This window comes from Agreia sp. Leaf335, assembly GCF_001423605.1.
Classification (GTDB): Bacteria; Actinomycetota; Actinomycetes; order Actinomycetales; family Microbacteriaceae; genus Agreia.
Window position 1 is genome coordinate 315550 of the sequence record NZ_LMOQ01000001.1, and the last position, 25865, is coordinate 341414.

Sequence of the window (25865 nt, forward strand, 5' to 3'; positions counted from 1 at the left end):
CTGAACTCGTGACCCCGAAAACACCCGTTGCCGGCACAAGTGTGCCCGCAGGCAAGGCACGGCGCACCCAGAGCCTCTCGTCGTCGCTCAATCTGCACGACCGCCTCTTCTCGACGAGTCGCGACCGCGAGGTCGCGCGCGCCGTCGACAACGGCATCGAGCGGCTCGAGGCGCGGCTGTTCGCCGAGGTCAAGTTCAGCGACGAGCTCGCCGATGTGGCGGCGCGCTACCTGCTCGAAGCCGGTGGCAAGCGGGTGCGACCCATCCTGGCGATGCTCACGGCCCAGCTCGGCGACGGCGTGACCGACGAGGTCATCATGGCCGGGGCATCCATCGAGCTCACCCACCTCGCCTCGCTCTACCACGACGACGTCATGGACTCCGCTCCCGTGCGACGCGGCGTTCCGACGGCGCAGAACGTGTGGGGCAACTCCATCGCGATCCTCGTCGGAGACCTGCTCTTCGCCCGCGCGTCGAAGCTGCTCTCCATCCTGGGCGAGCGCGCGATCCAGCTGCAGGCCGACACGTTCGAGCGCCTGTGCCTTGGACAACTGCGCGAGACGATCGGCCCTAAAGACAACGAGAACCCCATCGAGCACTACCTGCAGGTGCTGAGCGACAAGACCGGGTCGCTCATCGCCGCCTCCGCTCAGATGGGCGTGATCTTCTCGAACGCTCCCGTCGAGTACGAGCAGCCCGTGATCGAGTTCGGCGAGAAGATCGGTGTCGCCTTCCAGCTCATCGACGACGTGCTCGACATGTCGCCGCCCGCCGCGAGCGACGCGAAGAGTCAGCCCACGGGTAAGAAGGCCGGCACCGATGTGCGTGCGGGCGTCGTCACCCTCCCCGTTCTCTATCTGCGCAAGCGGGCCAAGCGCAACGCCGAGGCCGCAGCGCTGCTGAAGCGCATCGACGCGATCGCCACGGCGAAGCCGGGGGCGCCGGTCGACGAGGCCGCCGTCGATGCCGTGATCGCCGAGCTGCGTGCGCATCCGGTGACCAAGGCCACGATCGACGAGGCCCACGGCTGGGCCCGTGGCGCCGTCGATGCCCTCGCTCCTCTTCCAGACGGAACCGTCAAGAAGACCCTCACCCGATTCGCCGACACTGTGGTGGATCGCACAAATTAAGGAAACACCTCCCTCCATGACCACGTTGCGACTGGCCATCGTCGGAGCCGGCCCTGCCGGCATCTACGCTGCCGACCTTCTGATCAAGGCCGAACGTCACTTCGACGTCTCGATCGACCTCTTCGAGCACCTTCCCGCTCCCTATGGACTCGTGCGTTACGGCGTCGCCCCCGATCACCCGCGCATCAAGGGCATCATCACCGCTCTGCGCGAGGTGCTCGATCGCGGAGACATCCGCTTCTTCGGCAACGTGCGCTACGGCGTCGACGTGACCCTCGACGACCTCAAGAAGCACTACAACGCCGTGATCTTCGCCACGGGCGCCATCACCGACGCTCCGCTCGCGATCCCGGGCATCGAGCTCGAGGGCTCCTACGGCGCCGCTGACTTCGTGAGCTGGTTCGACGGCCACCCGGATGTTCCGCGCACCTGGCCGCTCGAGGCCCAGTCGGTCGCCGTGATCGGCAACGGCAACGTCGCGCTCGACGTGTCGCGCATCCTGGCCAAGCACGCCGACGACCTGCTGCCCACCGAGATCCCCGACAACGTCTACGAGATCCTCAAGTCGTCGCCCGTCACCGACGTGCACGTCTTCGGCCGTCGCGGCCCCGCCCAGGTGAAGTTCACGCCGCTCGAGCTGCGCGAGCTCGGCGAGATGCGCGATGTCGACATGATCGTCTACGACGAGGATTTCGAGCTCGACGAGGCGTCGAAGGCCGCGATCGCCAGCAACAAGCAGGTGTTCGTCATCAACAAGGTGCTCAACCAGTGGCGAGAGCGCCCCGTGGGCGGGGCCTCGCGTCGCCTGCACCTGCACTTCTACGCGAAGCCGCTCGAGATCACATCGGATGCCGATGGCCGGGTCGCATCGATCCGTTACGAGCGCACGCGGCCCGACGGCGCGGGAAGCGTCGAGGGAACGGGCGAGATCCGCGAGATCGAGATCCAGGCCATCTACCGGGCCGTGGGGTACTTCGGATCGCCACTCATCGACATCCCGTTCGATGAGCGTCACGGTGTCATTCCCAATCACGAGGGGCAGGCGCTCGCAGACGACAACTCCGTCATTCCCGGCGTCTACGCCACCGGGTGGATCAAGCGCGGGCCGGTCGGCCTCATCGGTCACACCAAGTCAGACGCCATGGAGACCATCCAGCACGTGGTGAACGACCAGGCGAGCTGGTGGGCGCCGTCGCAGCCCGACGAGCAGAGCATCGTCGATCTGCTCACCTCGCGGGGCATCGATTTCACGACCATCGACGGCTGGCACCAGCTCGACCAGCACGAGCTCGCGCTCGGCGAGGCCGAGGGGCGTCTGCGCAAGAAGGTCGTGCCGCGCGACGAGATGATCCGGGTCTCCAACGCCTGACGCCTGATCGTTATCGGCCGCGCCGATCTTGTGACGTAGCATGAGGTCAGTGAGTTCTCCGAGGCGGAGGTAGTGACGTGACTGAACTGGCTCCTGCGCCCAGCGTGGCCGAGGCCTCTACTGTCGCGCCCGAAACGGCCCAGACGCCTGCGTCGGCGGCCTCGCCCAAGACGACCCGATGGGTCCTTCCCGAGACCAAGAAGAAGAAGAAGCGTCACCTCGGCCTCTGGATCGGCATTCCGGCGGTCGTGGCCGTGGCTGCTCTCGTGGCCGCTTCGCTCGTCTTGATCGCCCCGGGAACGACCGTGGCCGGTGTGAATGTCGGCGGCATGACCGTCGGCGCCGCATCCGATGCCGTGAGTAAGCGACTCGCCAGCACCTCGATCGTCATCACGGGGGCCGACGGCGACCCGATCGTTCGTGGAGCACAACTGGGGGCCAGCGTCCTGAGCGCGCCCAAGAGCGCGACCACCGAGCTCACGGGCAGTGACCTGGGCGCGTCTGTCGACGCCAAGACGCTCGCAGAGAAGGCGCACGCGCAGAGTCCGTTCTGGAACGTGACCGCGTGGAACGCGAAGACCTCTGTCACCCCGACCGTCGAGATCGATGAGAAGACGGCCACGGCCGAGCTGCAGAAGGTCGCTCCCAGCCTGTTCGTCGAGCCGACAAACGCGACCCTGCAATTCGACGCGGCGACCGCCACCTACACGGTGACGCCCGCCGTCGACGGAACGGGTGTCGACCTCGATTCGTTCCGCGACGCGCTGCAGAATGCGCTCGTCTCGGGCGAGTCCAGCGTCGAGGTCGCGGCGGAGCCCACGGTGCTTCCGGCATCCGCTTCGACCGAGGCCGTGACCGCAACGGCCACGCAGCTGAACACGATCCTCGACACCGCGGGCTTCTACGTGGGCGAGGAGCGCACCGTTCCCGTCGATCGAGCGGTGGTGGCATCGTGGATCACGCTGTCGACGAACGATGACGGCACCTACAGCTACACGGCAGACAAGGCGGCCATTCAGAAGGTCGTCGACACCCTGCCGGCAGCCGTGAACCGTGATGCGGTCAATGGTACGGAGATCACCGACACCGAGGGCGCCACTCTCGACACCGTCACCGCGGGCGTCGACGGCCGCGCGCTTGGCGACACCAGTGGAGTGGCTGCGGCCTTCGCGACACAGCTGGCCGCGGGCAAGCCCGCGCTCGAACTGCCCGTCACCGTCACTCCCGCGCAGGTCACCAAGACGTCGCGCAACATCGTCGTCAACCTCAGCGAGCAGCGCACGTACCTGTTCGAGAACGGCCAGGTCATCGACAGCTTCCTGATCTCGTCGGGTACTGCCGGGCACGACTCGCACACGGGCAGCTTCCGGATCACGGCGAAGCTGACCTCGCAGAACATGGGCAACCCTGACCTGACGAAGGCGCCCAACTACTACACGCAGAACGTTCCCGACGTCATGTACTACAACGGTGACGAGGCTCTCCACGGCGCCTACTGGCACAACAACTTCGGCAACGTCATGAGTCACGGCTGCATCAACATGCCGCTCGACAAGGCAGCCAACGTCTTCGACTGGGCTCCGATGGGAACCGAAGTCACCGTCACCTACTGACGATTCGCCCGCCCGTTCTCAGAGAGCGGCCCGGGCTGACTGTCATACTTAGGTAATGCTTACCTTCACCCGGCCCGCGACGAGGGTCCTGGGTTTCATCGCCCTCCTCGTCGTGGTGCTTCTCGCGGTGGGGGCGAGCCTCCTTCTCGGCAGCCGTTCGATCGACGTGGCCGCCGTGCTCGATGCGGTGTTCTCGCGCGGCACGAAGGGTGTCGAGCAGATGGTGGTGCTCGATCTGCGCGTTCCCCGCACGGTCATCGGACTCGTGGCGGGCGCGGCTCTCGGACTAGCCGGCGCTCTGATGCAGGGCCTCACGAGAAACCCGCTCGCCGACCCCGGTCTCCTCGGGGTGAACGCGGGAGCCTCGCTCGCGGTCGTCACGGCCATCGCCTTCTTCGGCGTCACCGCTCCGTCGGGCTATATCTGGTTCGCGTTCGGGGGAGCCGCCCTGGCGGCAACACTGGTGTACGCGGTGGCCTCGGGCCGCACGGGCCCATCCCCGCTCAGCCTCACCCTTGCGGGCGCAGCCACGACGGCCGTGCTGACGTCATTCATCACGCTGATCCTGCTGCGCGATCTCGACACCCTCGCGCAGTACCGGTTCTGGTCTGTCGGCTCGCTGGTAGGCAGAGACGTGTCGACGGTCGCCACCCTGGCGCCGTTCCTGGTCGTGGGGGCGGCGACCGCGCTGCTGCTCGGGCGCAGCCTCAACTCGCTTGCGCTCGGAGACGATGTCGCCCGAGGGCTCGGCCAGCGGGTGGGACTCACCCGCATCGTCGCGGGCGTGGCCATCATCTTCCTCTGCGGCTCGGCGACGTCGCTGGCGGGGCCGCTCGTCTTCGTCGGGCTCGTCGTGCCGCACATCGTGCGTCGCTTCGTGGGCGCCGACTATCGCTGGATCCTGCTCTGGTCGATGCCTCTCGGGGCCGCGCTGCTCGTCATCGCCGACACCATCGGACGCCTCATCTCCCCGCCCTCCGAGGTCGAGGCCGGCATCGTTGTCGCGCTCATCGGCGCACCGGTGCTGATCGCCCTCGTCCGCGGAAACAAGGCGGTGACCCGATGAGCGTGCCGAACCACGGCCGGCCGCCGGCCGACGATCTCGCGCTGGTGGCCGCCGCGCGCCGGGCCGGGCGCATCCGGACTGTCGTCATCGCCGCCGTGCTGCTTGCTGCGCTCGCCGCCCTCGCCGTCGTCGCGCTGATGCTCGGCGACCGTGTCGTCGCGCCGGGCGACGTCTTCACCACGCTGCTGGGCGGGGGCAGCGGTGGCGACCGCTTCGTCATCCTCGGCCTGCGGGTGCCACGGCTCCTCCTCGGTCTCATGGTGGGCGCGGCGTTCGGGCTGTCGGGCGCGGTCTTCCAGAGTCTGCTCGGCAACCCGTTGGCGAGCCCCGACATCATCGGCATCTCGCAGGGCGCGAGCGCGGCGGCAGTCGCTGCCATCCTGCTGGCAGGCTGGAGCGGCCTTGCCGTCTCGTTCGCCGCGTTCGGTGGCGCCGTGCTGGTGGCGGGCCTCATCACGGTGCTCGCGGCCCGACACGGAGTGGCCGGCTCTCGGTTCGTGCTCGTCGGCATCGCTCTCGCCTTTCTCGCCCAGGCGGTGATCGGGTACATGCTGACCCGGGCGGATGTGCGCGACGCTCAGTCCGCCCTGGTCTGGTTGGTCGGCAGCCTCGGAACCGTCACCTCGGAGGAGCTGACGAGCACGGCCGTCGGTCTTGTCGTGCTCGTTGTGGCGCTCGCGGCGGTGTCGCCCCGGCTGCGGATGCTGCAGCTCGGCGACGAGGCCGCCGCCGGTCTCGGCGTGCGCGTCACCCCGGCGCGGCTCGTCATCACCCTGATCGCGGTGGGGCTGGCGGCCGTCGCCACGGCTGCTGCAGGGCCCGTCGTGTTCGTCGCCTTCGTGTCTGCGCCCATCGCGCGTCGGCTCCTCGGCGGAACCGGGCCCGCCCTCGTCGTCAGCGCGCTCGTCGGGGCGCTCGTCGTCACGGGCTCCGATCTGATCGCCCAGCACGCCGTCTCGAATCTCCAGGTGCCGGTGGGCATCGTGACGGGGATCGTGGGCGCCCCGGTTCTGCTACTTCTGCTGGCCCGCAGCAACCGATCGAGAGGAACAGCATGACGTCTCATGAATTGCGAGCGGATGGTCTTGCTCTCGGCTACGACGGACGTCGCGTCGTCGAGGGCCTCGACGCCGTCATCCCCGACGGGCGCGTGACCGTGATCGTGGGTCCGAACGCCTGCGGCAAGTCGACGCTGCTGCGCTCGTTCGCGCGGCTGCTGCGCCCGGAGGCGGGCGTCGTGACGCTCGACGGAACGGACGTGCACCGCTACCCCAGCAAGCAGCTCGCGACCGTGCTCGGTCTGCTTCCGCAGCAGCCCATCGCCCCCGATGGCATCACCGTGGCCGACCTGGTGGGTCGCGGACGGTTTCCTCGTCAGGGCCTGTTCCGGCAGTGGACAGCCGAGGATTCGGCGGCCGTCGCCGAGGCGCTGCGATCGACCGACACGGTGGATCTGGCCGACCGGCGCATCGACGAACTGTCGGGAGGTCAGCGGCAGCGGGTGTGGATCGCCATGGCCTTGGCGCAGCAGACCGACATCCTGCTGCTCGACGAGCCCACGACCTTCCTCGACGTGACTCACCAGATCGAGGTGCTCGACCTGCTGCACGAGCTCAACCGCGAGCGAGGGACCACGGTGGTGATGGTGCTGCACGACCTCAATCTGGCTGCCCGCTACGCCGACCACCTCGTCGTGATGTCGGCGGGCACGATCGTGGCGGAAGGCGCACCGGGTGACGTGATCTCCGTCGATACCGTGGGTACCGCTTTCGGCCTCGAGGCCATGATCATCGACGACCCGATCAGCCACTCGCCCATGGTCATTCCGATGGGGCGGTTTCACCAGGGGCTGTGAGTGGCGCGAGGGGGCCAGGTCAGCTTAGGCTTACCTAATATCCCCGAACCCTCGCATCACCATTGGAGATCTCCCCTTGCCCCGAAGAATGAAACTCGCCGCGCTCGCAGCGACGACTCTTACCGCAGCGCTGCTGCTGGCCGGCTGCAGCACCGCCGCCTCCGACTCCTCGACCGACTCCGCGTCGGCCGGAGGCGCGACCATCGAGCACGCGTTCGGTGAGACGACGGTGCCGGCCAACCCGAAGAACGTGGTGACGCTCGGCTGGGGCAGCACCGACGCATCCATCGCCCTCGGCGTGATCCCCAAGGCCATTCCGTTCGACTCCTATGCGGGCGACGAAGACGGCGTGCTGCCCTGGGTGAAAGACGCGATCGAGAAGGATGGCGCCGCCATGCCGACGATCCTCCCCGACTCGCCCGACGAGCCGCCGTACGAGGCGATCGCCGCCGCAGACCCCGACGTCATTCTGGCCGTCTACTCGGGCATCACCGACGAGCAGTACAAGAAGCTCTCGGAGATCGCACCGACCGTCGCGTACCCCGATCAGGCGTGGAGCACGCCGTGGCGCGACGTCGTCACCACCGTCGGCACCGCCCTGGGCAAGAGCGACGAGGCCAAGACGGTTCTCTCTGACATCGACGCGCAGATCGCTCAGAAGGCGTCCGAGCACCCCGAGTTCAAGGGCAAGACCCTCGCCGCCGTGGCCGACAGCTCGGGCACGTTCTACGTCTACAAGAAGAACGATCCCCGCGTGGGCTTCATGTTCGACCTCGGCTTCACGAACGCACCCGCGGTCGACGAGCTGTCGAATGGCGACGGCACGTTCTTCTACACACTCAGCTACGAGCAGCTCGACAAGCTGCAGGCCGATGTCGTGCTGAACTACGCGACCACGCAGCCCGAGGCCGACACGTTCACCAGCTCGCCTCAGACGTCGGTGATCCCGGCCGTCGCTGCCGGGCACGCCGCGCAGCTGGTGGGGGCGCAGAACATCTCCGCCGTCTCGCCGCCTACCGCGCTGTCACTGCCGTGGGGCCTCGACAACCTCGTCGACACCCTGGCCGCCGCCACCAAGTAGGCGTCGGCGCGAACGCAATTCAGGAGGAGAGGCTCACCGTCGCCACAGTGGCGTTGGCGGGTCTCCCCTCCTGAATTCGTTACGGCGTCAGCGTGCGAATGGTCCGCGCAGTGCGGCCCACTGCAGCAGCATGATCGTCTTCGCGTCGATGATGTCGACTCCGATGCGATCGAGCGCCTCGTCGAAGTCGATCTCGAGCAGCTCGATCTCTTCGCCCTCGTCGGCGAGCCCGCCACCGGCATCCGCTCGGGTATCGGGCGAATAGGGCGCGGCGAAGAAGAAAAGCTTCTCGGTGACCGAGCCGGGGCTCATGTACGCCTCGAAGACCGGGCTCACCTCGCCGATCTCGTGGCCTGTCTCTTCGCGCGCCTCGCGCCGGATGGCGGTGAGCGGGTCGTCGTCATCGAGCAGGCCCGCGGCCGCCTCGATGAGATTGCCGTCTGGATGCCCGTTCACGTACGCCGGGTAGCGGAACTGACGGGTCAGCAGCACCGTGCGCTGTTCGACGGAGTAGAGCAGGATCGTCGCTCCGTTGCCGCGATCGTAGGTCTCTCGATGCTGCGTCTCCCACACGCCGTCGGCTCGCTGATACTCGAGCGTGTTGGCGCGGAACACGTGCCAGTTCGACGAGAGCAGGCGCACGTCTGCGACGCGCACGCGGGGATTGCCGCTCAGGTCGCGGCCGGTCTGGTCGAGACCGGTGCGACCCCGGGCGTCAGGAACGTCGACGCCGGGAACTCCCGCGGACTGCTGGGCGGTGGCCGGCGTGCCGGCATCCATCACCATCTGACCGCCGATCAGCGGAAGTTGATGAACTGCAGGGCCACGTCGAGATCGGCGCCCTTGAGTAGCGCCATGGTGGCCTGCAGGTCGTCGCGGCTCTTCGACGAGACGCGCAGCTCATCGCCCTGGATCTGGCTCTTGACGCCCTTGGGGGCCTCGTCGCGGATGAGCTTCGAGATCTTCTTGGCGGCCTCTTGCTCGATGCCGTTCTTCATGGATGCCTCGAGCCGGTACTCCTTGCCGGACGCGTAGGGCTCGCCCACGTCGAGGCTGCGCAGCGAGATGCCGCGCTTGATGAGCTTGGCCTCGAACACCTCGAGGATCGCCTTCACGCGCTCGGCGGAGTTGGCCTTCATCAGAACCTTTTCGCCGCTCCACTCGATGGAAGCGCCGATGTTCTTGAAGTCGTAGCGCTGCTCCACCTCTTTGTGCGCCTGATTGAGGGCGTTGTCCGCCTCCATCTTGTCGACCTTGCTGACTACGTCGAAGCTTGAATCTGCCATGCGCACCAGTTTAGCTTCGCCGTGTCGGCGCCGTGTCAGACCCCATCCGTACACTTGAGGCCGTGCGTCGTTCCCTTCTCCTTGCTCCTGTCCTCGCGGTCGCGTTCGCCCTCGTCGGGTGCACGACGTCGCCCGAGTCCAGCGAATCCGAGACGGCCGAGGCTCCGGCCAAGGCCACGCCAGAGGCGGCCATCGCTCCGGTCGTCGACCCCTGGTCGGGCCTGCCGACCCTGGTCGATGCCGACTGGGCGGCGCGCGCGGCCGCGGCCACGGGCATCCCTGATCGCGCCATGCTGGCCTACGGTGGTGCCGCCGTCTATGTGGCCAACCAGAACCCCGGCTGCAACCTCGGGTGGAACACCCTGGCGGGCATCGGCGAGATGGAGAGCCACCACGGCACCATCGACGGCTCGTCGATCGGCGCCGACGGCCTCGTCACCCCTCCCATTCTCGGAATCGCCCTCGACGGTGCGACCACCAATGCGATTCCCGACAGCGACCAGGGCGCGATCGACGGCGACGCCGAGTGGGATCGCGCGGTCGGCCCGCTGCAGTTCATCCCCGACAGCTGGCGCAACTGGGGTGCAGACGGATCGGGCGACGGAGAGGTCGATCCGCAGAACTTCGACGACGCCGTGCTGGCGACCGCCAACTACCTCTGCCATGCGGGCGGAGACCTCTCGGTGGCCGACAACTGGCGCATGGCCATCGCGGCATACAACGACGCTGCGCCCTATGCGGTGGGCGTCTCGGAGTACGCCATCCGCTATTCGAACGACCTCGCGACGGGCTGATTTCGCCGACGGCGTGAAGGCGGGTAATGTGTACACGCGCCTTCGGTTGTGTGTTTCACGTGGTCGGGTGCGCCCTGGCAAGTTACCCAAGCGGCCAAAGGGATCTGACTGTAAATCAGCCGTCTTAGACTTCGGGGGTTCGAATCCCTCACTTGCCACCAGAAAAGCCCTGCGAATCATACGATTCGCGGGGCTTTCTTCGTTGCTGCTGCGGTTGCCCGTTCCGCTCCGCCCGATGATTGTGCCCGTTTACCTCCAACTGTGCGGCCGCGCACCGACGGAATGGAGGTAAACGGGCACAGTCTCTGCCTGGCGGTAGGTGCCCCCGATTGTTGGCAGACTGGACGCGTGAACTCACTTGTGCCGGCCGCGCCCCGCGCGCAGAAGATCATGTCGTCCGATGGGCTGCAGTTGGCCACCTACGAGTTCGGCGATGCAGACGCGCCGACCGTTCTCGCCGTGCACGGATTCGCCTCGAGTGCGCTCGTCAATTGGCATGCCACGGGGTGGACCCGTGACCTCACCCGCGCGGGCTATCGGGTGATCGCCCTCGACCAGCGAGGGCACGGTGAGAGCGACAAGCCCCACGACCCCTCCGTCTATTCCATGGAACAGCTCGTCTCCGATCTGGTCGTCGTGATGGACACCTATCTCATCGACGAGGCCGTCTACGCCGGATACTCGCTGGGCGCGAGGGTCGGCTGGCAGGCGGCGCTCGATCTCTCCGGGCGCATCACCCGCGCGGTTCTCGGCGGAATCCCCGACGGCCAGCCGCTGACCCGTCTGCGCACCGACGAGGCCAGGGCGTTCATCGAGACCGGCGCTGAGGTCGAGGATCGGATCACCCGCGCCTACGTGACCATGGCCTCCGCCATTCCGGGCAACGATCTCGAGGCGCTGATGAGCCTCGTCGACGGCATGCGCGACGGCATCCAGCCCGACCCGGCGCATCCGCCCCTGCAGCCCGTGCTGTTCGCGACCGGCAGCGACGATTCGATACTCGAGCGCTCGAAGGGCCTGGCCGAGGCTACGCCGAACGGGGTCTTCTACGAGATCCCCGGTCGCAACCACTTCAACGCGCCCACGTCGCGCCACTTCCGCACCGCGGCGATCGAGTTCCTGCGCGCCTGAGCGCCGCCGCCCCTGCTCTACACCACAGGCAACCGCACCAGGTCGTGAGCCGGGATCGTCACCGTGTCGTCGCCGACGGTGACCGTGGCCTCGGCGCGTCCGAAGTTCAGCACCCAGCGGGTTCCGGCGCGCTCGACCACCTCGATGTCGGGGTTCGAACCGTCGAGCAGGGGGCGCACGCCCGCGCGACCCAGCGCATCCAGAAGCAACTCGTACACGGTGGCCGTATCGGGCTGGGTCGCCACGTACCAGGCCGTGCCGGCGGCCCTGCCCGGCGCATCCGACCCGCTCGCCGGACCGCCCGCCGAGCGCCTCGTGATCGCAGGTGACCCCGCCGCGAGCCCGTCGGTGAACGTCGCCAGCACCTCGGCGTCGTCGGCGCGCAGAAGCTCCGTCCAGACAGCGGCCGGGCGCACCTCGTCGCCGAACCGGATGCTCGTGGTCGGCACGCGCGCGGTTCCCGTGGCGCGCAGGTCGGGCCCGGCGAGGGGCGCGAACTCCTCGACCCGCACCCCGAGCGCCGCCTGCAGCGGGCCGAGGTAGCCGCCCTGCTGCACGTGCAGGTTCTCGTCGAGGATGCCGGTCTGGTAGCCGACGATGAGCTGCCCTCCGCGCGCGGGAACCGCGGCCAACGTCTCGAGCGCCTCGCGGGGCACGGCGAAAAGAGCCGGCGCGATGACGAGCGAGTATCCGTCGACAGAAGCGCCCGCCTCGACGAAGTCGACCGTCACGCCGAGCGCCCGCAGCGACCAGTACCACGACATGATCTCGTCGAGATAGACGAGCTGCGCGGGCGAGGCCGGCTGCTCGAGCGCGTTCCACGAATCCCAGTCGAAGACGATCGCGACAGAACTCGGGACCCGCGATCCAACGACGTCGCCCAGGGCCGTCAGCTCGGCGCCGAGAGCCGTCACCTCGCGGAAGATGCGCGTGTCCTCTCCGGCGTGCGGCATCATCGCGGCGTGGAACTTCTCGGCCCCCGCGACGGACTGCCGCCACTGGAAGTACAGGATGCCGTCCGCGCCACGGGCGACGGACTGCATCGAGTAGAGCCGGTTCTCGCCCGGCAGCTTCGGGGCGTTGCGGGTTCGCCAGTTCACCGCGCCCGTCGTCTGCTCCATGAGCATCCACGGCTGGCCGCCGCGCAGCGAGCGCATGAGGTCGCGCGTCATTGCGGCGAACGCGGGGGAGAGCGGATCTGCGGGGTCGGGGTACGAGTCGTCCGAGACGAAGTCGACCTCCTTCGCCCACTTCCAGTAGTCGACCGGTTTGAAGAAGCCCATGAAGTTGGTGGTCACGGGGATGTCGGGGGTGACCTCGCGCAGAACGGCCAGCTCGGCGCGGTAGCACTCGAGCAGCGCGTCCGAAGAGAAGCGGTGCCAGTCGAGCAGCTGTGTGGGATTCGGGAACGTGGGCATGGCGCGTGGCGGCTGCACCTCGCTGAACTCCGCGTAGTGCTGCGACCAGAACGCGGTGCCCCACGCGTGGTTCAGCGCCTCGATGCTGCCGTACTTCGCCTCGAGCCACACCCTGAACGCCGCGGCCGACTCGTCGTCGAACGACTGCGCCACGTGGCATCCGTATTCGTTGTTGATGTGCCAGGCCGCGACGGCCGGATGCGCGCCGTAACGCTCGGCCATGGCCCGCACGAGGCGGGTCGCGTACTCGCGGTACACGCGGGAGCTCGGGCTGTACTGCTGCCGGCTGCCGACGTCGAGGCGCACACCCTCGGCGGTGACCGGCAGGATCTCGGGATGCGCGGCGCTGAGCCACGGCGGGGGAGAGGCGGTCGCAGTCGCGAGGTCGACGCGGACTCCGCCCGCGTGGAGACCGTCGATCACCTGGTCGAGCCAGGCGAAGTCGAACTCCCCGTCGCGCGGCTCGAGCTTGGCCCACGAGAACACGCCGACCGTCGCGATCGTGACGCCGGCCTTCTGCATGAGCCGCACGTCGTCGGCCCAGACCTCCTCCGGCCACTGCTCCGGGTTGTAGTCGCCGCCGAACCATACGGGCGCGTTGTTGCCGATCATCCTTTTACTGCTCCTGTTCCGCTGCCGGTGTTGGCAACGACCCTAGCGGGGGCACCCGCGTCGAAGCTCCGTCATGCGAGCGATCGATCTGGCGCAGACCTCTCAGTCGGTCCCGTCATCGAGTCCGAGTCGATGGGCGAGGTCCGATGCCTCCGCGCGGTCCTTCGCCCCGAGCTTGCGGTAGAGGTTGCGAACGGTCGATTTGAGGGTGTTCACCGTGATGAAGAGCCTCTCGGCCATCTCGTTGTTCGACAGCCCGGATGCGAGGAGCGCCAGTACCTGCCGCTCGCGGCGCGACAGCCGAGGGATCGCGGGCCGCGGGTCGTCGGTGCTGGTGTGCAGGAACTGCAGCACGGCGGAATCGACAGAGAGATGGCTCGCCTCGGCCAGCTCACGGAGGGCGTGAGCGTCGATCGTCGCGAAGAGCATCGACAGCCCTTCGGTGTGAATCAGATCGTGCGCGCGTCGAAAAACCTCGACGGCCTGATCCTGTTTGCCGAGCCGGAGATTGCTCGCCGCATCGACGAGCAGAACCGCCCCTCGAAGGCGAGGATGAAGCTCGTCGTGCGACAGTCGAGAGACGATCGCGTGAGCCTCGCTGAATCTGCCGAGGCGGTACGCGGTCTCCGCGCCGATCGCGGAGGAGACACCCTCGCTCGACGCGTCCGGGCTTGCGAGCGTTCCGCGCCTCGCTCGCAGAGCCCAGCTGGCGAGTGCGACTTGCCTCCTGTGGGCGCCCGGTTCGACGGCCATCGATACGTGGCGTCGCGTCTCACGGGTCATCAGGGTCTCTGTGATGATGATCTCTTCGGGCGAGGTGCTCAGCAGGGCATGCAGCCACAACGATGCGGCCCAGTATTCTCCGGCGATGAACCGATCTGCGTTCTGGAGGTGCCGGCGCGCGCCCTCTGTGTCGAGGGAGTCGAGGGCGATCAGGGTCTGGGCGAGAAGAAGCGGAACCTCGTAGCGGTCGATGGCGACGTCGAATCCGGTCGCACGGTCCAGCCACTGCCGTGCGTCGTGGATGCGCCCCTGCTCGGCGTGCAGCCACGCCAGCGAGGCGGCTGCGCGTCGAGCGACGCGGAGTTGGTCTGTGGCGACGGCGGCGATGCAGGTCTCCTCGTATTCCCCCGCGGCGAGAGGGCTGTCGCCCACGTCGAGGGCTTGGGCCCAGTGGATGCTGAGGTGCGGCAACGACATCCGCAGACCCGCGCGCTCTGTGGACTCTGCGTCGTCGAGAACCCGACGCGCCTCCGTCGCCGCGGCCACGGCATCCGAGACCCTGCCGGCCGACCTGTATTCGGCGACTCTGCTCGTGATGCCGAACAGTCGGTCGCGGAGGGAAAGGTCGGAAGACGGGGTATCCGCGGCGGGGTTGAACCCGCGGCGAAACGCGCGGGGCGCTGCTCGCGATGAGATGTAGCGCAGGTAGTCGACCTCGATGAGCCAGGAGGGGGTCTCGATGAAGCCCTCGGCGGGCAGCGCGGTGAAGGCGTCGAGAAGGGCCTGCGGCTCCGTCAGAGCGAGACGATCCCAGTGGTCTTCGATGATGCGGGCCGCTGCGCGCCAGCCGTGGGCGTCGAGTTCCGCAGAAAAGCGCGCAAGAAACGCGACTGCGGTCTCGGTCAGGGGCAGGGCCCGGTCTATCGTCATCGTCAAATTCCCGGTTCGGTCACGGAGAGTGCGGAAGGCATCACTTGGAGGGACGCACGACCGCGTTACTTATGACGCGGATTTCTCGATGAGGCGGCTTATTCGCGGCTGCGGTCGAAGCCGAGCAACCGGGCGGCCTCAGACGCGCTTCGTCGGTTGTGTACGCCGAGTTTGCGGTAGACGTTGCGGAGGGTCGACTTGAGTGTGTTCGTCGTGACGAACAGACGCTCGGCGATCTGGGTGTTCGGTAGCTCTGTGGTGAGCAACTCGAGCACCTGGCGCTCTCGTTTGCTGAGGGAGGCGATTCTCTGGCGCGATGTCGTGCGCGGATAGACGACCTCGACGACGATGGGCCGCAGTTCTCTCTCGCTCAGGCGAGCGAGTTCGTGGAGGTCGGCGCCATCGATCACGGAGAAGACGAGAAGCAGATCTTCGTGCTCGGCAAGCGCGTGGGCTTGGCGAAAGGCGTCGAGCGCAGACGCGGTGCGGTCGAGGTGAAATCGACTCGCGGCGGTGAGGAGCAACGCCAACGCTCTGAAACGGGGCGCGGTGCCTGCGGTGAGAAGCGGCGCGCTTCGGCGCTGCGACTCGTCGAACAGGCCTTGTCTGTAGGCCATCTCCGATTCGATTAAACCGCCGATGGCGCTGGGCTGGAGAGCTGTCCGCATACCGTCGGGTGAGAGTTCTCGAGGTCGGTTCAGCACCCAGCGGGCGAGTTCGATATAGCGCAGGTTGGCGCCGCTGTTCGCCAGATCCGCGGGGTGCTGGCTCAGCGCGCTGGTCAGGTCGCGCTCGAGCTCTGTGCGGTCCTCTGCTGAGCGGCAGAGAAGTGACCTCATCCACAACGCGGCGGCCCAGTATTCTCCTGGCGGAAATCGCAGAGCCATCGCCAGGTGCGCCCGAGCCTCGTCGAAGTCGAGGGAGTCTGCCGACAGCAACGCGGCGGCGAGGAACAGAGGCGTATCGTGCCCGTGCGCCGGTCGATCGATCGCGTCGGCTCGGTCGAGCCAGTTGCGTGCCTCGTGCGTATGCCCCTGTTCGGCGTACATCCACGCGAGCGAGGCAGCCGCGCGACGTGCCACGTGAGGCTGCTCGACGAGCAGCGCGGTCTCGTAGGTGTCTTCGTAGAGCTCGACGGCGGAGGGGTGGTCGGCGACATCCATCGCCCTCGACCACTGGATGGTGAGGAGCGGAAGAGTCGACTTCAGCGGGGCGAGCTCGCCGCTCTCTGCAGAACGGAGTGCGCGGTGCGCTTCGGTCGCGCGGGCCAACGCCTCGGGCAGGCGGCCCGCGGTGCGCGACGCCACGATGCGTGACGTCGCATCGATCAGCCGCTCCTTCAGACCCGGGGTGCGTCGTCGCGCTGCGCATTCGGAGTCTGCTCCCTCGGCGGCCGGAGTCATCCGTATCTCCTTCGGCGAATGTATGTCGCTAGACAGATTCTTTCCACCACATGTTGTCTAAAGCGCGGTGTTGACGTTTAAGGCTTGTCGATCATAACCGGGGCGCCCGTTCACGTGAATAATCGGGCGAGTTCTGTGGATCAGACTGCTGTGACAGGCTGGAGTCATGACCATCGCTGCGAACAACGATCTGCTCGACATCGCCCGACGAATCGGCCTCGAAGCGGGAGCGCTCGCGGCTCGACGCCGCGCCGAGGGTGTCGAGGTCGCGGCGACGAAGTCCTCCATCGTCGACGTGGTCACCCTCGCCGACCGAGAGGTCGAGAGCTACATTCGCAGCGCGATCGCCGACGTGCGACCCGACGACGGCTTTCTGGGTGAGGAGTCCACCGGCTCGACGGGCGGTTCCGGACTGACGTGGATCGTCGATCCCATCGACGGAACGGTCAACTATCTGTACGGCATTCCTCAATACGCGGTGAGTATCGCCGTCGTCGAGGGCGGCGCCGACCCCCTGCAGTGGAACACCCTCGCCGGCTGCGTCGTGAACCCGGCTACGGGAGAGGTCTTCACGGCCTCGCAAGGAGGTGGCGCCTACCTCGGCGCGCAGCAGCTTCAGGTCAACTCCGACGTCTCGCTCGAGCAGGCGCTTCTGAGCACGGGCTTCTCGTACAGCGCCGAGACGCGCGTGCGCCAGGGTCAGGTGCTGGCCGGCATCATCGGCCGCGTCCGCGACATTCGCCGTGCCGGCTCTGCGGCTCTCGACCTCTGCTGGGTCGCGGCGGGGCGCCTCGACGTCTACGCCGAGCGGGGTCTGAATCCGTGGGATCACGCTGCGGGTGCCCTTGTCGTTCGAGAGGGGGGCGGCAGGGTCAGCGGCTTCGACGGCGACGCCGAGAGCGCCCGGTTCCTGCTGGCGGCCGACGAGTCGCTCGCCGTCGAGCTCGAGCCGATCCTGCGCGAGCTGTACGCATCCGCCGGCCTCATCTGACGGTCGGAGACCGTCATTGTCCGCCGAAAGTTTTTCGTTTTGCGGAAATTTTCAGACTAGACGGTTAGCCTCGACAGTCGCGTCTTTGACTGGCGTGAGACATACAGAACGCACTTTGCTCTAAAACTCGAACTGATATTGGAACTCCTGCACCTTGGCTCGTCACAACCCCCGTCCAGATGACCTCTCGTCTGCGACCGACGGTTCGACCCCCAAGGCCCACGACGCTCCCCAGTCCCGCAGGTCACGGCGCCAGGCGGCATCCAGCGATGCGGTCAGCACCGAAGTTCCCCTCGCGGCGCCCGTGGCCGCTGCCGTGACTCCGGATGCGCGACCGGTCGCTGCCCCCCAGACCCGCAGGGCGGCTCGAGCCGCCGGCGTGGCCGACCCCGTCATCCTCACCGAAGAGCAGGAGCGCGCGGCCGAACGCGCCGCGTTCGAGAACACTGTTCGTCCCCGCGGGCGTCGCGCTGCCGCGTCGACCGACGAGCTCGCCTCCGCTGTCGCGTTCGCAACGACCGAGCCGCAACTGGTCGCGGTCGGCGTAGCCGAGTCGGTCACGCCGGTGTCTGCCGTCGATGTCACCCTCGACGGCTCCGGAGTCTCGGCAGACTCGCCTGTCGACGTGAGCGTTCCCGTCGTCGACTCTTCGGCTGAGGCCTCCGTCGACATCGCCGCCGCCGACGTGCTCGGCGAAGTGGCACCCGCGCCCTCGACTCGCGTGCCGGGCCGCCGCGCCGTCTCCGGCCGGTCCGACGACGAGAACACTCCTCCCCGGGTGAAGGTCGGTCGCCGCGCGGCCAGCGCGCCCGCCGAGCGCTCCCGCGTGAGTTCGCCGAAATCGGCGGCCGACGCATCCGGCAACGGCTCTGGCGAGGCGGCCATCCCGCAGCAGCGACGCCGGCGCCCGTCGACCAAGACGATCGCCAAGAAGAGCTTTGGCATGTTCGCGTTCCTGATCGCCGGCGGAATCGCCGTGGCCACGTCGCTTCCCGCCGAGGCGTACTTCGCCGCGACGCCGAACGCATCGATCTCGCAGAGCGTGCAGGTGCAGGCCGAGCAGAACACGACCCGAGACACGACGAAGCAGCAGGCCAGAACCGCGACAGAGGCCGCCGCGGCGCAGGTCAACCGCGACTCCTACACGGTCACGAGCGTGCCCAAGGTGTCGATGACCGGTTTCAGCACGGCCGACACCTTCTCGAACGACACGAGCGGCAGCATCCAGTGGCCGTTCCCGACAGGCGTGCCGATCAGCGATGGCTTCGGCTACCGCTCATCACCCGGTGGTATCGGAAGCACGAACCACCAGGGCATCGACTTCAACCCCGGAATGGGCGCCCCTATTCAGGTGATCGCCGACGGCACCGTGCGGCTCTCGCAGAAGAGCGATGCGGGCGGCTACGGCTGCTACGTGATCGTCGACCACAACGTCAACGGCATGAAGTTCGCGAGCCTCTACGGCCACATGCAGTGCAACTCGGTCGCGATGAGCAAGGGCGAAGACGTGAAGGTCGGCCAGCAGGTCGGCAACGTGGGCAGCACTGGAACCTCGACGGGTGCGCACCTGCACTTCGAGATCCACGATGCGAGCGACAAGCCCATCGACCCCATGCCCTGGCTGAACCAGTACGCCAACTAGCCGCCGGATACGCCGACTCGGCGGAAAAACACCGATAGCCGAGGCGGAGAGTGCATCTTCGCCGCATGGATCGGTGCCCTCGAACTCACTCGTCGCGAAAGCACCCAAGAGCGGATTCTTGGGTGCTTTTTCGACGTGTCGATGCTGGACCGCGGTGCCCCCGAGGGCTAGTTCGCGAGCCAGACCGTTGTGTCGATCGGCAGCACGCCCTCGGTGACAGCCTCGGAGGCGAGCAGTACATCGCCGGCCGCGACCGGCAGCTCGACCGGCACCGAACCGATGTTCGCGATCACGGTGACCGCTCCGTTCGAGAATGCGATCACGTCGTCGCCGTAACCGGGTAGCCACTCGATCAGGCCCGTGCCCAGTTCGTGCTGTGCGCGCAGCGACAGCGCGAGCTTGTAGAGCTCGAGGGTCGATCCGGGCACGCCCGTCTGGCTGTCGCGGGAGTAGGAATCCCAATCGCTCGGCTGTGGCAGCCAGCTCGCGGCCGTCGGGCCGAAGCCGTAGCTCGGCCGGCCGGCCTCCCAGGGAATCGGCACGCGGCATCCATCGCGCCCGTAACGCTCACCCTTGGTGCGGAACCAGGTGGGGTCTTGTCGCGCGTCGTCGGGCAGATGGATGGCCTCCGGCAGGCCGAGCTCCTCGCCCTGGTAGACGTAGGAGCTGCCGGGGAGGGCGAGCATCAGGGCCGTGGCGGCGCGGGCGCGACGCAGACCGAGTGCGGTGTCGGGCAGTCCCGGGGTCTTCGGCCCGATGCCGTCACCCTGCAGGTTGTCTGCTCCGAGAGCCAGGCGGCTGGCGTGGCGCACCACGTCGTGATTGGAGAGCACCCAGGTGGAGGGGGCGCCGACGGTTCCGAAGGCGTGGATCGACGTGTCGATCACCGCGCGCAGCTGCGGGGCGTTCCACGATGCCTCGAGGTAGGTGAAGTTGAAGGCCTGCTGCATCTCGTCGGGGCGCACCCATCGGGCGAGCTTGGTGAGCGGCTCGACCCAGGCCTCGGCGCAGAGGACGCGATCGCCCTCGTACTCGTCGAGCACCTCGTGCCAGGCGCGGTAGATCTCGTGCACGCCGTCCTGTGCCCAATAGGGCGGTGTGGGCGGGTCGTCCGAGTCGATCCCGGGCTCGAGTGGCGAGGCTCCGCCGCCCATGCTGCCCGCGTCTGCGGGAGGCGTGTAGTCGGGAAGCCCGGCCTCTTTGATCAGGCCGTGCGCGACATCCACGCGGAAGCCGTCGACGCCGCGGTCGAGCCAGAAGCGCAGAACGCCGATCATCTGCTCGCGCACCCACGGGTTCTGCCAGTTCAGGTCGGGCTGGCTCACGTCGAAGATGTGCAGGTACCACTGGCCGGGCGTGCCGTCGGGGTTGGTCGTGCGCTCCCACATGGGGCCGCCGAACACCGACTGCCAGTTGTTGGGCGCGATCTCGCCGTTCTCGCCGAGGCCGTCGCGGAACATGTAGCGGTCGCGCTCCGGGCTGCCTTCCGGAGCGGCGAGGGCGGCCTTGAACCACTCGTGCTCCCACGAGGTGTGGTTGGGAACGAGGTCGACGATGACCTTGAGTCCGAGTTCGTGTGCGCGAGCGAGCATGGCGTCGAAGTCGGAGAGGGTGCCGAAGAGCGGATCGACGTCGACGTAGTTCGCCACGTCGTAGCCGGCGTCGTGCTGGGGGGAGGTGTAGAACGGCGAGAGCCAGATCGCGTCGACCCCGAGGTCTGCGAGCGAGTCGAGGCGGCTCGTGATGCCGGGCAGGTCGCCGATGCCGTCGCCGTCACTGTCGGCGAATGAGCGCGGGTAGATCTGATAGATCACGGCGGAGCGCCACCACTCGGTGCCGCTGCCGATCGCGACCAGCGAGCTGTGCGAGGCGGATTCAGGCGCGCCGGAGGCGTCGGTGAGTTCGACTGTCATGCGCAACACTCTAGTCTCGAATCGTTTCGATCCCAGACGGCGGTTCAGGCTGGGCCGTTTGTGATGCTATTCTCTACAGGTGCCAAATCGCACGGCTTATCAGTCGTGCGCAGGTTACGCCCCCTTAGCTCATTGGTAGAGCACTTCCTTGGTAAGGAAGAGGTAGTGGGTCCGATTCCCACAGGGGGCTCCGTCCTCCACAGGCGGCAGCGCGAGCTGCTTGCCGAACGGACGGCGCCCGGCGGGGTAGCTCAGGTGGTTAGAGCACACGGCTCATAATCGTGGTGTCGCGGGTTCGAGTCCCGCTCCCGCTACGAAAGCCCCGAGATCTCGCCATCTCGGGGCTTTTTCGTGCCTGTGGCGTGCAGTGCTCGCGGCCGTGCAGCGGTTACCCTCAGAGAGTGGACACCTCGACAGCGCACCCGGAGCGCGAGCGGATTCTGAACGTGCCGAACACGATCACGTTCGCCCGTCTCATCCTGTTCATGCCGCTGTTCGTGCTTCTCGTGCTGCTGTGGCACGAGAACTTCTGGGCGTTCATCGTTCTCGTCGCGCTGGGCGCCACGGACTGGATCGACGGATTCGCAGCACGCAAGCTCGGCCAGGTGACGCACTTCGGCGCCGTACTCGACCCCGTGGCCGACCGCGCCAGCCAGGTGGTGGTCTGCCTCACCCTGGTCATCAGCGGAATTCTGCCCCTCTGGATCCTCATCGCCATCGCGGTGACCGACCTGGTTCTCGGCCTGATCATCGTTGCGTACAAGCGCCAGGGTTCGATGACGATCACGTACATCTCGAAGATCCGCACCACGTTCCTGATGCTCGGCCTTCCGTTGCTGCTGCTCGGCCATGCCGACTTCCCCGGCCACGAGGTGCTCGCCGTCGTCGCCTTCTACGGCGTGGTCGTCGGATGCCTGCTGCACGTCTTCGTCGGCGCCCAGTACGCGCTGATCGTCATCCGAGAGGGCCGCGCTGGCGCCGCTGGTGCCGCTGGCGGCGCTGGCGGCGGACATCCGCGCCCGTCCGGCGCATCCGCTCCCGGTCGTCCAGACGCGGATGCACCGAACCGGCGCGGATAGCGACAGCGCGAGTGCCCGTACTTCCCGTCGAGAGCCTGAGCGATCCGAGGCTCAGCGACTACGCCCACCTCACCGACGTCGCCCTCAAGAAGGCGCGAGGAACCGAGCGCGGCCTCTATCTCGCTGAGTCGTTGCTTGTGTTCGAGCGAGCACTGCGCGCCGGCCACGTGCCCCGCTCGGTCCTGGCGCTCGGAACCTCGACCGACGAGGCCCAGGCCGCGCTCGCCGACTACGGATTCTCTGACGTGCCGATCTTCACCGGCCCGGGCGAGCTACTCGCCGAGCTCACCGGCTACATCCTGCACCGCGGACTCATCGCCTCGATGAATCGCCCGGCGCTCGCGAACCCGGCGGAGCTCATCCGGAACGCCCGTCGTGTCGTCGTTCTCGAGAATGTGGTCGACCCCACGAATGTGGGCGCGATCTTCCGCTCGGCGGGCGCGATCGGGGCCGATGCGGTTCTCGTCACGCCGCGGTGCTCCGACCCCTTCTACCGCCGCGCGATCCGGGTGAGCATGGGCACGGTGCTGCAGGTGCCCTGGACGCGCGTCGGCGCGTGGCCGGAGACGCGCGAACTGCTCGTCGGCGCAGGTTTCCACGTCGCCGCGCTGGCTCTGACCCCGGATGCCGTCAGCCTGCGAGAATTCCAGGCTCGCCTTCCCGAGAAGCTCGCCCTGGTGCTGGGCGCGGAGGGCGAGGGCCTGACGCCCGAGGCGATCGCGGCATCCGACACCGTGGTGCAGATTCCGATGAAGCACGGAATCGACTCGCTGAACGTGGCAGCGGCCAGCGCCGTCGCGATGTGGGCGGTCTCGGGCTGACCTCGCGCGACAGCGCTGGTCGAGTAGCGAAGAACGAGCGTATCGAGACCACGCCGGCGCCCACTCGATCAACGCAGGCGAGCTACTCCGAGAGGGTGACGACTCCGAGCCCCGAGTCGGCCTTCTTCACGGCGTCCCACGCGCTCGACTGCGTGCACGCCACCCCGACCGACACGAAGACCCCCGCGTCGCCGAACGCGCGCACGGCCAGGTAGTTGCCGTTCGATGCGCCCCAGAGCAGGTCGACGAACTCGACCTTGGCCGACGAGAAGCCGCCGGTGAACGTGTGCTTGGCGAAGGCGTCGTCGGCGATCGGCTCCGTGCGCAGCGCCGAGGCCACCTCACGCGAGGTCGCCTCGTCGTCGCCGGCGGCGACATCGACGGAGTCGAGAGACGACTGCCAGATGCGCAGCTTGCATCCGGTCGATTCGCTGACATAGCTCATCGTGTCGGCATCGCTCGGGGCATCCGCATCGACGACCCAGTCGGTGCCCTCCGGCGGGCGGAAGGTGAGGGCGGCGAGGCTGCCGGCGGGCAGCGTGTATGTCGAGCCGAAGGTGAGGTCGCTGTAGTCGACGTCGCCGGGTGACGTGCCGGATGGCGACGGCTCGGGAGACGGGCGGGCCGCATCGCCGCCCCGCACGACCCCGGTCGCCAGCGCGAAGACCATCACGGCAGCCGCTATCGACACGAGCAGCCCGAGAGCGCCGCCGATTCCGAGCACGAGGAACAGCGCGCGGTTCGAGCGTGACTGCGGTTTCGGGGCTGGGGGAGTGCTCATCGGTGATCAGTCTAGGCAGCCGCAGAGCACACCCGGCCGGGGCGTTCGTACAATAGACGGGTGCCAGTGAACCCCGAACTCGTCGGACGCGTCTTCGCCCCGACCTCTCCCTATCTCGTCGGCCGAGAGAAGGTGCGCGAATTCTCCGCCGCCGTCTTCGCGACGAGCCCGCTCAACACCGACGTCGAGGCCGCCCGAGCGGCCGGCTACGCCGACGTCGTCGCCCCGCCCACGTTCGCGGTGGTGGTGCAGGAGCACACGTTGAAGCAGCTGCTGAGCGAGCCGGATGCCGGCATCGACTTCTCGCGGGTAGTCCACGGCGATCAGCGCTTCTCGTTCAGTCGCCCGATCGTGGCCGGCGACGAGCTCACCGCGACCCTGAGCGTCGCCAGCATCAAGTCGCTGGGCGGCCACTCGATGGTCACCGCAGAGTCGAGAATCGTCGACGCGACGGGCGCGCACGTCGTGACCGCAACATCCACCCTCGTCGTCAGGGGAGACGAATGACCGCCGGAATCACCCTCACGCCCGACGAGCTGACCGCGGGCGACGTGGTCGCGGGCGGACACTTCGCCCTGAGCCGCGATTCGCTCGTGCGCTACGCCGGAGCCAGTGGCGACTTCAACGCCATCCACTATCGCGACGACGTCGCGGCATCCGTGGGCCTGCCCGGCGTTCTCGCGCACGGCATGCTGACGATGGGCCTCGCCGTGCAGCCGGTCGTCGACTGGATCGGCGACCCCGGGCGTGTGCTCGACTACCAGGTGCGCTTCACCCGCCCGGTGCTCGTCGACCCCGTCGAGGGAGCTGAACTGATCGTCAGCGCGAAGGTCGGCAAGATCGACGCCGACGCAGGAACCGCGCGCATCGACCTGACGGTCACCTACAATGGCGACACGGTTCTCGGCAAGGCGCAGGCCGTCGTCTCTCTGGCGCCCTCCGCATCCGTATGAGCGGGCGGCACGGGCGGCCGGAACCGCACGCCGAGGGGCAGTCGAACGGCTCGGTCGAGGCCGCGGATGTTCCGCTCGGCCCCCTGACGACGCTGAAGGTCGGCGGCCCCGCGGCCCGCATCATCGAGCCGCAGGGTGAGCCCGAGTTGTTGCAGAGCGTGCTCGGGGTGTGGGATTCGGGTGACGACTGGTTCGTGCTCGGCGGTGGCTCCAACGTCGTCATCTCAGACGAAGGCTTCGATGGCACGGTCGTGCGCGTCGCGACCAGAGGAGTGGCGCGCATCGTCGCGCCGAGCGGCACCGTTCGGCTGCGCGTGCAGGCCGGCGAACCGTGGGAAGACCTCGTCGCCTACACGGTGGAACAGGGCTGGTCGGGGCTCGAGGCGCTCTCGGGCATCCCCGGATCGACCGGCGCATCGCCCATTCAGAACATCGGCGCCTACGGGCAGGAGGCCGGCGACTCGATCGTCTCGGTGGACTTCCTCGACTACGGCACCGGCCGCGTCGAGCGCATCGCCCGCGATGATCTCGAGCTCGGGTACCGCACCAGCGTGTTCAAGAAGGGTCGGCGCGGAGTCGTGCTCTCGGTCACGTTCTCGCTGACCGACTCCGACGACTCCGCAGAGCCGCTCGGACCGCTCGCTCTCGGCAACCCGATCGCATACCCGCAGCTGGCCGCCGCACTCGGCGTCGCCGTGGGTGACCGGGTAGCCCTCGGCGCCGTGCGCTCGGCCGTTCTGTCGCTGCGGTCGTCGAAGGGCATGGTTCTCGACGCCGCGGATCCCGATTCCGTGAGTGCCGGCTCGTTCTTCACGAACCCAATCGTCTCTGAGAACTTCGCCCGTGGGCTGCCGTCGGATGCGCCCCGCTGGCTCGTCGAGGCCGAGCCGGCCCCGGTCGTGGTGCCATTGCCCGACCCCGCATCCGGTCTCGTGGTCGATCTGTCGGGTCCGCTCGGCGGAGCCGCATCCGCGTCCGCCTCGACGGAACCGCAGGTCAAGCTGAGCGCCGCGTGGTTGATCGAACGCGCGGGCATCGGCAAGGGCTTCTCGCTGCCAGGATCCCGCGCGGCGATCTCCTCGAAGCACACGCTCGCGATCGTGAACACCGGCGGCGCCGCAGCCGCCGATATCGCGGAGCTGTCGCGATACATTCAGAATCGCGTGTCGGCGGAGTTCGGCGTCGTGCTGCAGCCGGAGCCCGTCTTCATCTAGCGCACTGTCTTCGTATAGCCCACAGTGACGTTATTGCGCCGGATCATGCGCTAGCCTCGG

22 protein-coding genes, 3 tRNA genes and 1 pseudogene are annotated in these 25865 nt (G+C 67.7%); 19 read left to right on the top strand and 7 right to left on the bottom strand.

All coding sequences use genetic code 11. From position 1 onward, the window contains the following. Positions 1-8: 8 nt before the first annotated feature. The 7 genes and pseudogenes from ASF79_RS01585 (at position 9) to ASF79_RS01615 (ending at position 8114) form a co-directional block, all read left to right on the top strand. On the top strand, positions 9-1130 hold the full coding sequence (locus tag ASF79_RS01585) for a polyprenyl synthetase family protein (RefSeq protein ID WP_082465885.1): 1122 nt from the start codon (positions 9-11) through the stop codon (positions 1128-1130). Positions 1131-1146: 16 nt separating this feature from the next. Continuing rightward, positions 1147-1638 (top strand): annotated as a pseudogene (locus tag ASF79_RS17850) (FAD-dependent oxidoreductase); the annotation flags it as partial. A 938-nt stretch (positions 1639-2576) separates the two neighbouring features. Continuing rightward, positions 2577-4112 (top strand): L,D-transpeptidase family protein, encoded by a 1536-nt coding sequence (locus ASF79_RS01595; RefSeq protein WP_156366123.1) that lies wholly within the window; start codon positions 2577-2579, stop codon positions 4110-4112. 55 nt (positions 4113-4167) lie between these two features. Further along, the gene (locus tag ASF79_RS01600; RefSeq protein ID WP_055851172.1) at positions 4168-5178 is read left to right on the top strand and encodes a FecCD family ABC transporter permease; all 1011 of its coding nucleotides are present in this window, start codon (positions 4168-4170) and stop codon (positions 5176-5178) included. Continuing rightward, positions 5175-6236 carry a FecCD family ABC transporter permease gene (locus ASF79_RS01605; protein WP_055851175.1) on the top strand — a complete coding sequence of 354 codons (1062 nt, stop codon included), beginning with the start codon at positions 5175-5177 and terminating at the stop codon, positions 6234-6236. Before ASF79_RS01600 ends, ASF79_RS01605 begins: the two co-directional genes overlap by 4 nt. After that, on the top strand, positions 6233-7033 hold the full coding sequence (locus ASF79_RS01610) for an ABC transporter ATP-binding protein (RefSeq protein ID WP_055776396.1): 801 nt from the start codon (positions 6233-6235) through the stop codon (positions 7031-7033). The genes ASF79_RS01605 and ASF79_RS01610 overlap by 4 nt, the downstream gene beginning before the upstream one ends. Positions 7034-7121: 88 nt before the next feature. Beyond that, positions 7122-8114 carry an iron-siderophore ABC transporter substrate-binding protein gene (locus ASF79_RS01615; RefSeq protein ID WP_055776393.1) on the top strand — a complete coding sequence of 331 codons (993 nt, stop codon included), beginning with the start codon at positions 7122-7124 and terminating at the stop codon, positions 8112-8114. Positions 8115-8201: 87 nt separating this feature from the next. On the opposite strand, the gene ASF79_RS01620 is transcribed toward ASF79_RS01615, so the two are convergent. Both ASF79_RS01620 and ASF79_RS01625 read right to left on the bottom strand, forming a co-directional pair. Next, positions 8202-8900 carry an NUDIX domain-containing protein gene (locus ASF79_RS01620; protein WP_235500600.1) on the bottom strand — a complete coding sequence of 233 codons (699 nt, stop codon included), beginning with the start codon at positions 8898-8900 and terminating at the stop codon, positions 8202-8204. An 11-nt stretch (positions 8901-8911) separates the two neighbouring features. Beyond that, positions 8912-9400, bottom strand: coding sequence for a YajQ family cyclic di-GMP-binding protein (locus ASF79_RS01625; protein WP_055776386.1), 489 nt, complete (start codon positions 9398-9400; stop codon positions 8912-8914). Positions 9401-9462: 62 nt separating this feature from the next. Between ASF79_RS01625 and ASF79_RS01630 the strand changes: the two genes are divergently transcribed. From ASF79_RS01630 to ASF79_RS01640, 3 genes are all read left to right on the top strand, one after another. Next, entirely contained in the window at positions 9463-10194 is a 732-nt protein-coding gene (locus ASF79_RS01630; protein WP_055851178.1) for a lytic transglycosylase domain-containing protein, read from the top strand. Positions 10195-10270: 76 nt separating this feature from the next. Further along, positions 10271-10355 (top strand) — tRNA-Tyr (locus ASF79_RS01635). Positions 10356-10542: 187 nt separating this feature from the next. After that, complete coding sequence (locus ASF79_RS01640) at positions 10543-11325, top strand: alpha/beta fold hydrolase (protein ID WP_055851181.1); 783 nt, start codon at positions 10543-10545, stop codon at positions 11323-11325. Between the two features lie 17 nt (positions 11326-11342). Here ASF79_RS01640 and ASF79_RS01645 read toward each other — a convergent pair whose 3' ends face one another. The 3 genes from ASF79_RS01645 to ASF79_RS17625 form a co-directional block, all read right to left on the bottom strand. After that, positions 11343-13355, bottom strand: a complete 2013-nt coding sequence (locus ASF79_RS01645; RefSeq protein ID WP_055851184.1) for a beta-galactosidase — start codon at positions 13353-13355, stop codon at positions 11343-11345. A 102-nt stretch (positions 13356-13457) separates the two neighbouring features. After that, positions 13458-15008: a response regulator transcription factor gene (locus ASF79_RS01650; RefSeq protein ID WP_055851187.1), complete on the bottom strand. Its 1551-nt coding sequence runs from the start codon at positions 15006-15008 to the stop codon at positions 13458-13460. Between the two features lie 98 nt (positions 15009-15106). Continuing rightward, entirely contained in the window at positions 15107-16411 is a 1305-nt protein-coding gene (locus ASF79_RS17625; protein WP_055851191.1) for a helix-turn-helix transcriptional regulator, read from the bottom strand. Between the two features lie 166 nt (positions 16412-16577). Between ASF79_RS17625 and ASF79_RS01660 the strand changes: the two genes are divergently transcribed. After that, positions 16578-17402 (top strand): inositol monophosphatase family protein, encoded by an 825-nt coding sequence (locus tag ASF79_RS01660; protein ID WP_055851194.1) that lies wholly within the window; start codon positions 16578-16580, stop codon positions 17400-17402. 154 nt (positions 17403-17556) lie between these two features. Then, positions 17557-19044: a M23 family metallopeptidase gene (locus ASF79_RS01665; protein ID WP_055851197.1), complete on the top strand. Its 1488-nt coding sequence runs from the start codon at positions 17557-17559 to the stop codon at positions 19042-19044. 167 nt (positions 19045-19211) lie between these two features. Here ASF79_RS01665 and ASF79_RS01670 read toward each other — a convergent pair whose 3' ends face one another. Next, the gene (locus ASF79_RS01670) at positions 19212-20957 is read right to left on the bottom strand and encodes a glycoside hydrolase family 13 protein (protein WP_082495623.1); all 1746 of its coding nucleotides are present in this window, start codon (positions 20955-20957) and stop codon (positions 19212-19214) included. 118 nt (positions 20958-21075) lie between these two features. Between ASF79_RS01670 and ASF79_RS01675 the strand changes: the two genes are divergently transcribed. The 4 genes from ASF79_RS01675 (at position 21076) to ASF79_RS01690 (ending at position 22857) form a co-directional block, all read left to right on the top strand. Beyond that, positions 21076-21147 (top strand) — tRNA-Thr (locus ASF79_RS01675). 50 nt (positions 21148-21197) lie between these two features. Further along, positions 21198-21271 (top strand) — tRNA-Met (locus tag ASF79_RS01680). 87 nt (positions 21272-21358) lie between these two features. Further along, positions 21359-22036 (top strand): CDP-alcohol phosphatidyltransferase family protein, encoded by a 678-nt coding sequence (locus tag ASF79_RS01685; RefSeq protein ID WP_055851200.1) that lies wholly within the window; start codon positions 21359-21361, stop codon positions 22034-22036. An 11-nt stretch (positions 22037-22047) separates the two neighbouring features. Continuing rightward, on the top strand, positions 22048-22857 hold the full coding sequence (locus tag ASF79_RS01690) for a TrmH family RNA methyltransferase (protein WP_055851203.1): 810 nt from the start codon (positions 22048-22050) through the stop codon (positions 22855-22857). Positions 22858-22939: 82 nt separating this feature from the next. Here ASF79_RS01690 and ASF79_RS01695 read toward each other — a convergent pair whose 3' ends face one another. Next, positions 22940-23638: a hypothetical protein gene (locus ASF79_RS01695; RefSeq protein WP_156366124.1), complete on the bottom strand. Its 699-nt coding sequence runs from the start codon at positions 23636-23638 to the stop codon at positions 22940-22942. Between the two features lie 60 nt (positions 23639-23698). Here ASF79_RS01695 and ASF79_RS01700 point away from each other — a divergent pair, with 60 nt between their 5' ends. From ASF79_RS01700 to ASF79_RS01710, 3 genes are read left to right on the top strand one after another with little or no spacing between them, the layout of a single operon-like run. After that, a complete protein-coding gene (locus ASF79_RS01700; RefSeq protein WP_055851209.1) occupies positions 23699-24145 on the top strand; it encodes an FAS1-like dehydratase domain-containing protein in 447 nt (148 codons plus the stop codon). Then, the gene (locus ASF79_RS01705) at positions 24142-24591 is read left to right on the top strand and encodes a MaoC family dehydratase (RefSeq protein ID WP_055851212.1); all 450 of its coding nucleotides are present in this window, start codon (positions 24142-24144) and stop codon (positions 24589-24591) included. Before ASF79_RS01700 ends, ASF79_RS01705 begins: the two co-directional genes overlap by 4 nt. Continuing rightward, positions 24588-25805, top strand: a complete 1218-nt coding sequence (locus ASF79_RS01710) for a UDP-N-acetylmuramate dehydrogenase (protein ID WP_082495625.1) — start codon at positions 24588-24590, stop codon at positions 25803-25805. Before ASF79_RS01705 ends, ASF79_RS01710 begins: the two co-directional genes overlap by 4 nt. Positions 25806-25865: the final 60 nt, after the last annotated feature.

Bases quoted from the DNA above. Each gene is read 5' to 3' on its own strand.
- ASF79_RS01645 (WP_055851184.1), bottom strand. From the start codon at position 13,355: ATGATCGGCAACAACGCGCCCGTATGGTTCGGCGGCGACTACAACCCG.
- ASF79_RS01670 (WP_082495623.1), bottom strand. From the start codon at position 20,957: ATGACAGTCGAACTCACCGACGCCTCCGGCGCGCCTGAATCCGCCTCG.
- ASF79_RS01610 (WP_055776396.1), top strand. From the start codon at position 6,233: ATGACGTCTCATGAATTGCGAGCGGATGGTCTTGCTCTCGGCTACGAC.
- ASF79_RS01695 (WP_156366124.1), bottom strand. From the start codon at position 23,638: ATGAGCACTCCCCCAGCCCCGAAACCGCAGTCACGCTCGAACCGCGCG.
- ASF79_RS01615 (WP_055776393.1), top strand. From the start codon at position 7,122: ATGAAACTCGCCGCGCTCGCAGCGACGACTCTTACCGCAGCGCTGCTG.
- ASF79_RS01620 (WP_235500600.1), bottom strand. From the start codon at position 8,900: ATGGTGATGGATGCCGGCACGCCGGCCACCGCCCAGCAGTCCGCGGGA.
- ASF79_RS01710 (WP_082495625.1), top strand. From the start codon at position 24,588: ATGAGCGGGCGGCACGGGCGGCCGGAACCGCACGCCGAGGGGCAGTCG.
- ASF79_RS01705 (WP_055851212.1), top strand. From the start codon at position 24,142: ATGACCGCCGGAATCACCCTCACGCCCGACGAGCTGACCGCGGGCGAC.
- ASF79_RS01605 (WP_055851175.1), top strand. From the start codon at position 5,175: ATGAGCGTGCCGAACCACGGCCGGCCGCCGGCCGACGATCTCGCGCTG.
- ASF79_RS01625 (WP_055776386.1), bottom strand. From the start codon at position 9,400: ATGGCAGATTCAAGCTTCGACGTAGTCAGCAAGGTCGACAAGATGGAG.
- ASF79_RS17625 (WP_055851191.1), bottom strand. From the start codon at position 16,411: ATGACTCCGGCCGCCGAGGGAGCAGACTCCGAATGCGCAGCGCGACGA.
- ASF79_RS01660 (WP_055851194.1), top strand. From the start codon at position 16,578: ATGACCATCGCTGCGAACAACGATCTGCTCGACATCGCCCGACGAATC.
- ASF79_RS01650 (WP_055851187.1), bottom strand. From the start codon at position 15,008: ATGACGATAGACCGGGCCCTGCCCCTGACCGAGACCGCAGTCGCGTTT.
- ASF79_RS01600 (WP_055851172.1), top strand. From the start codon at position 4,168: ATGCTTACCTTCACCCGGCCCGCGACGAGGGTCCTGGGTTTCATCGCC.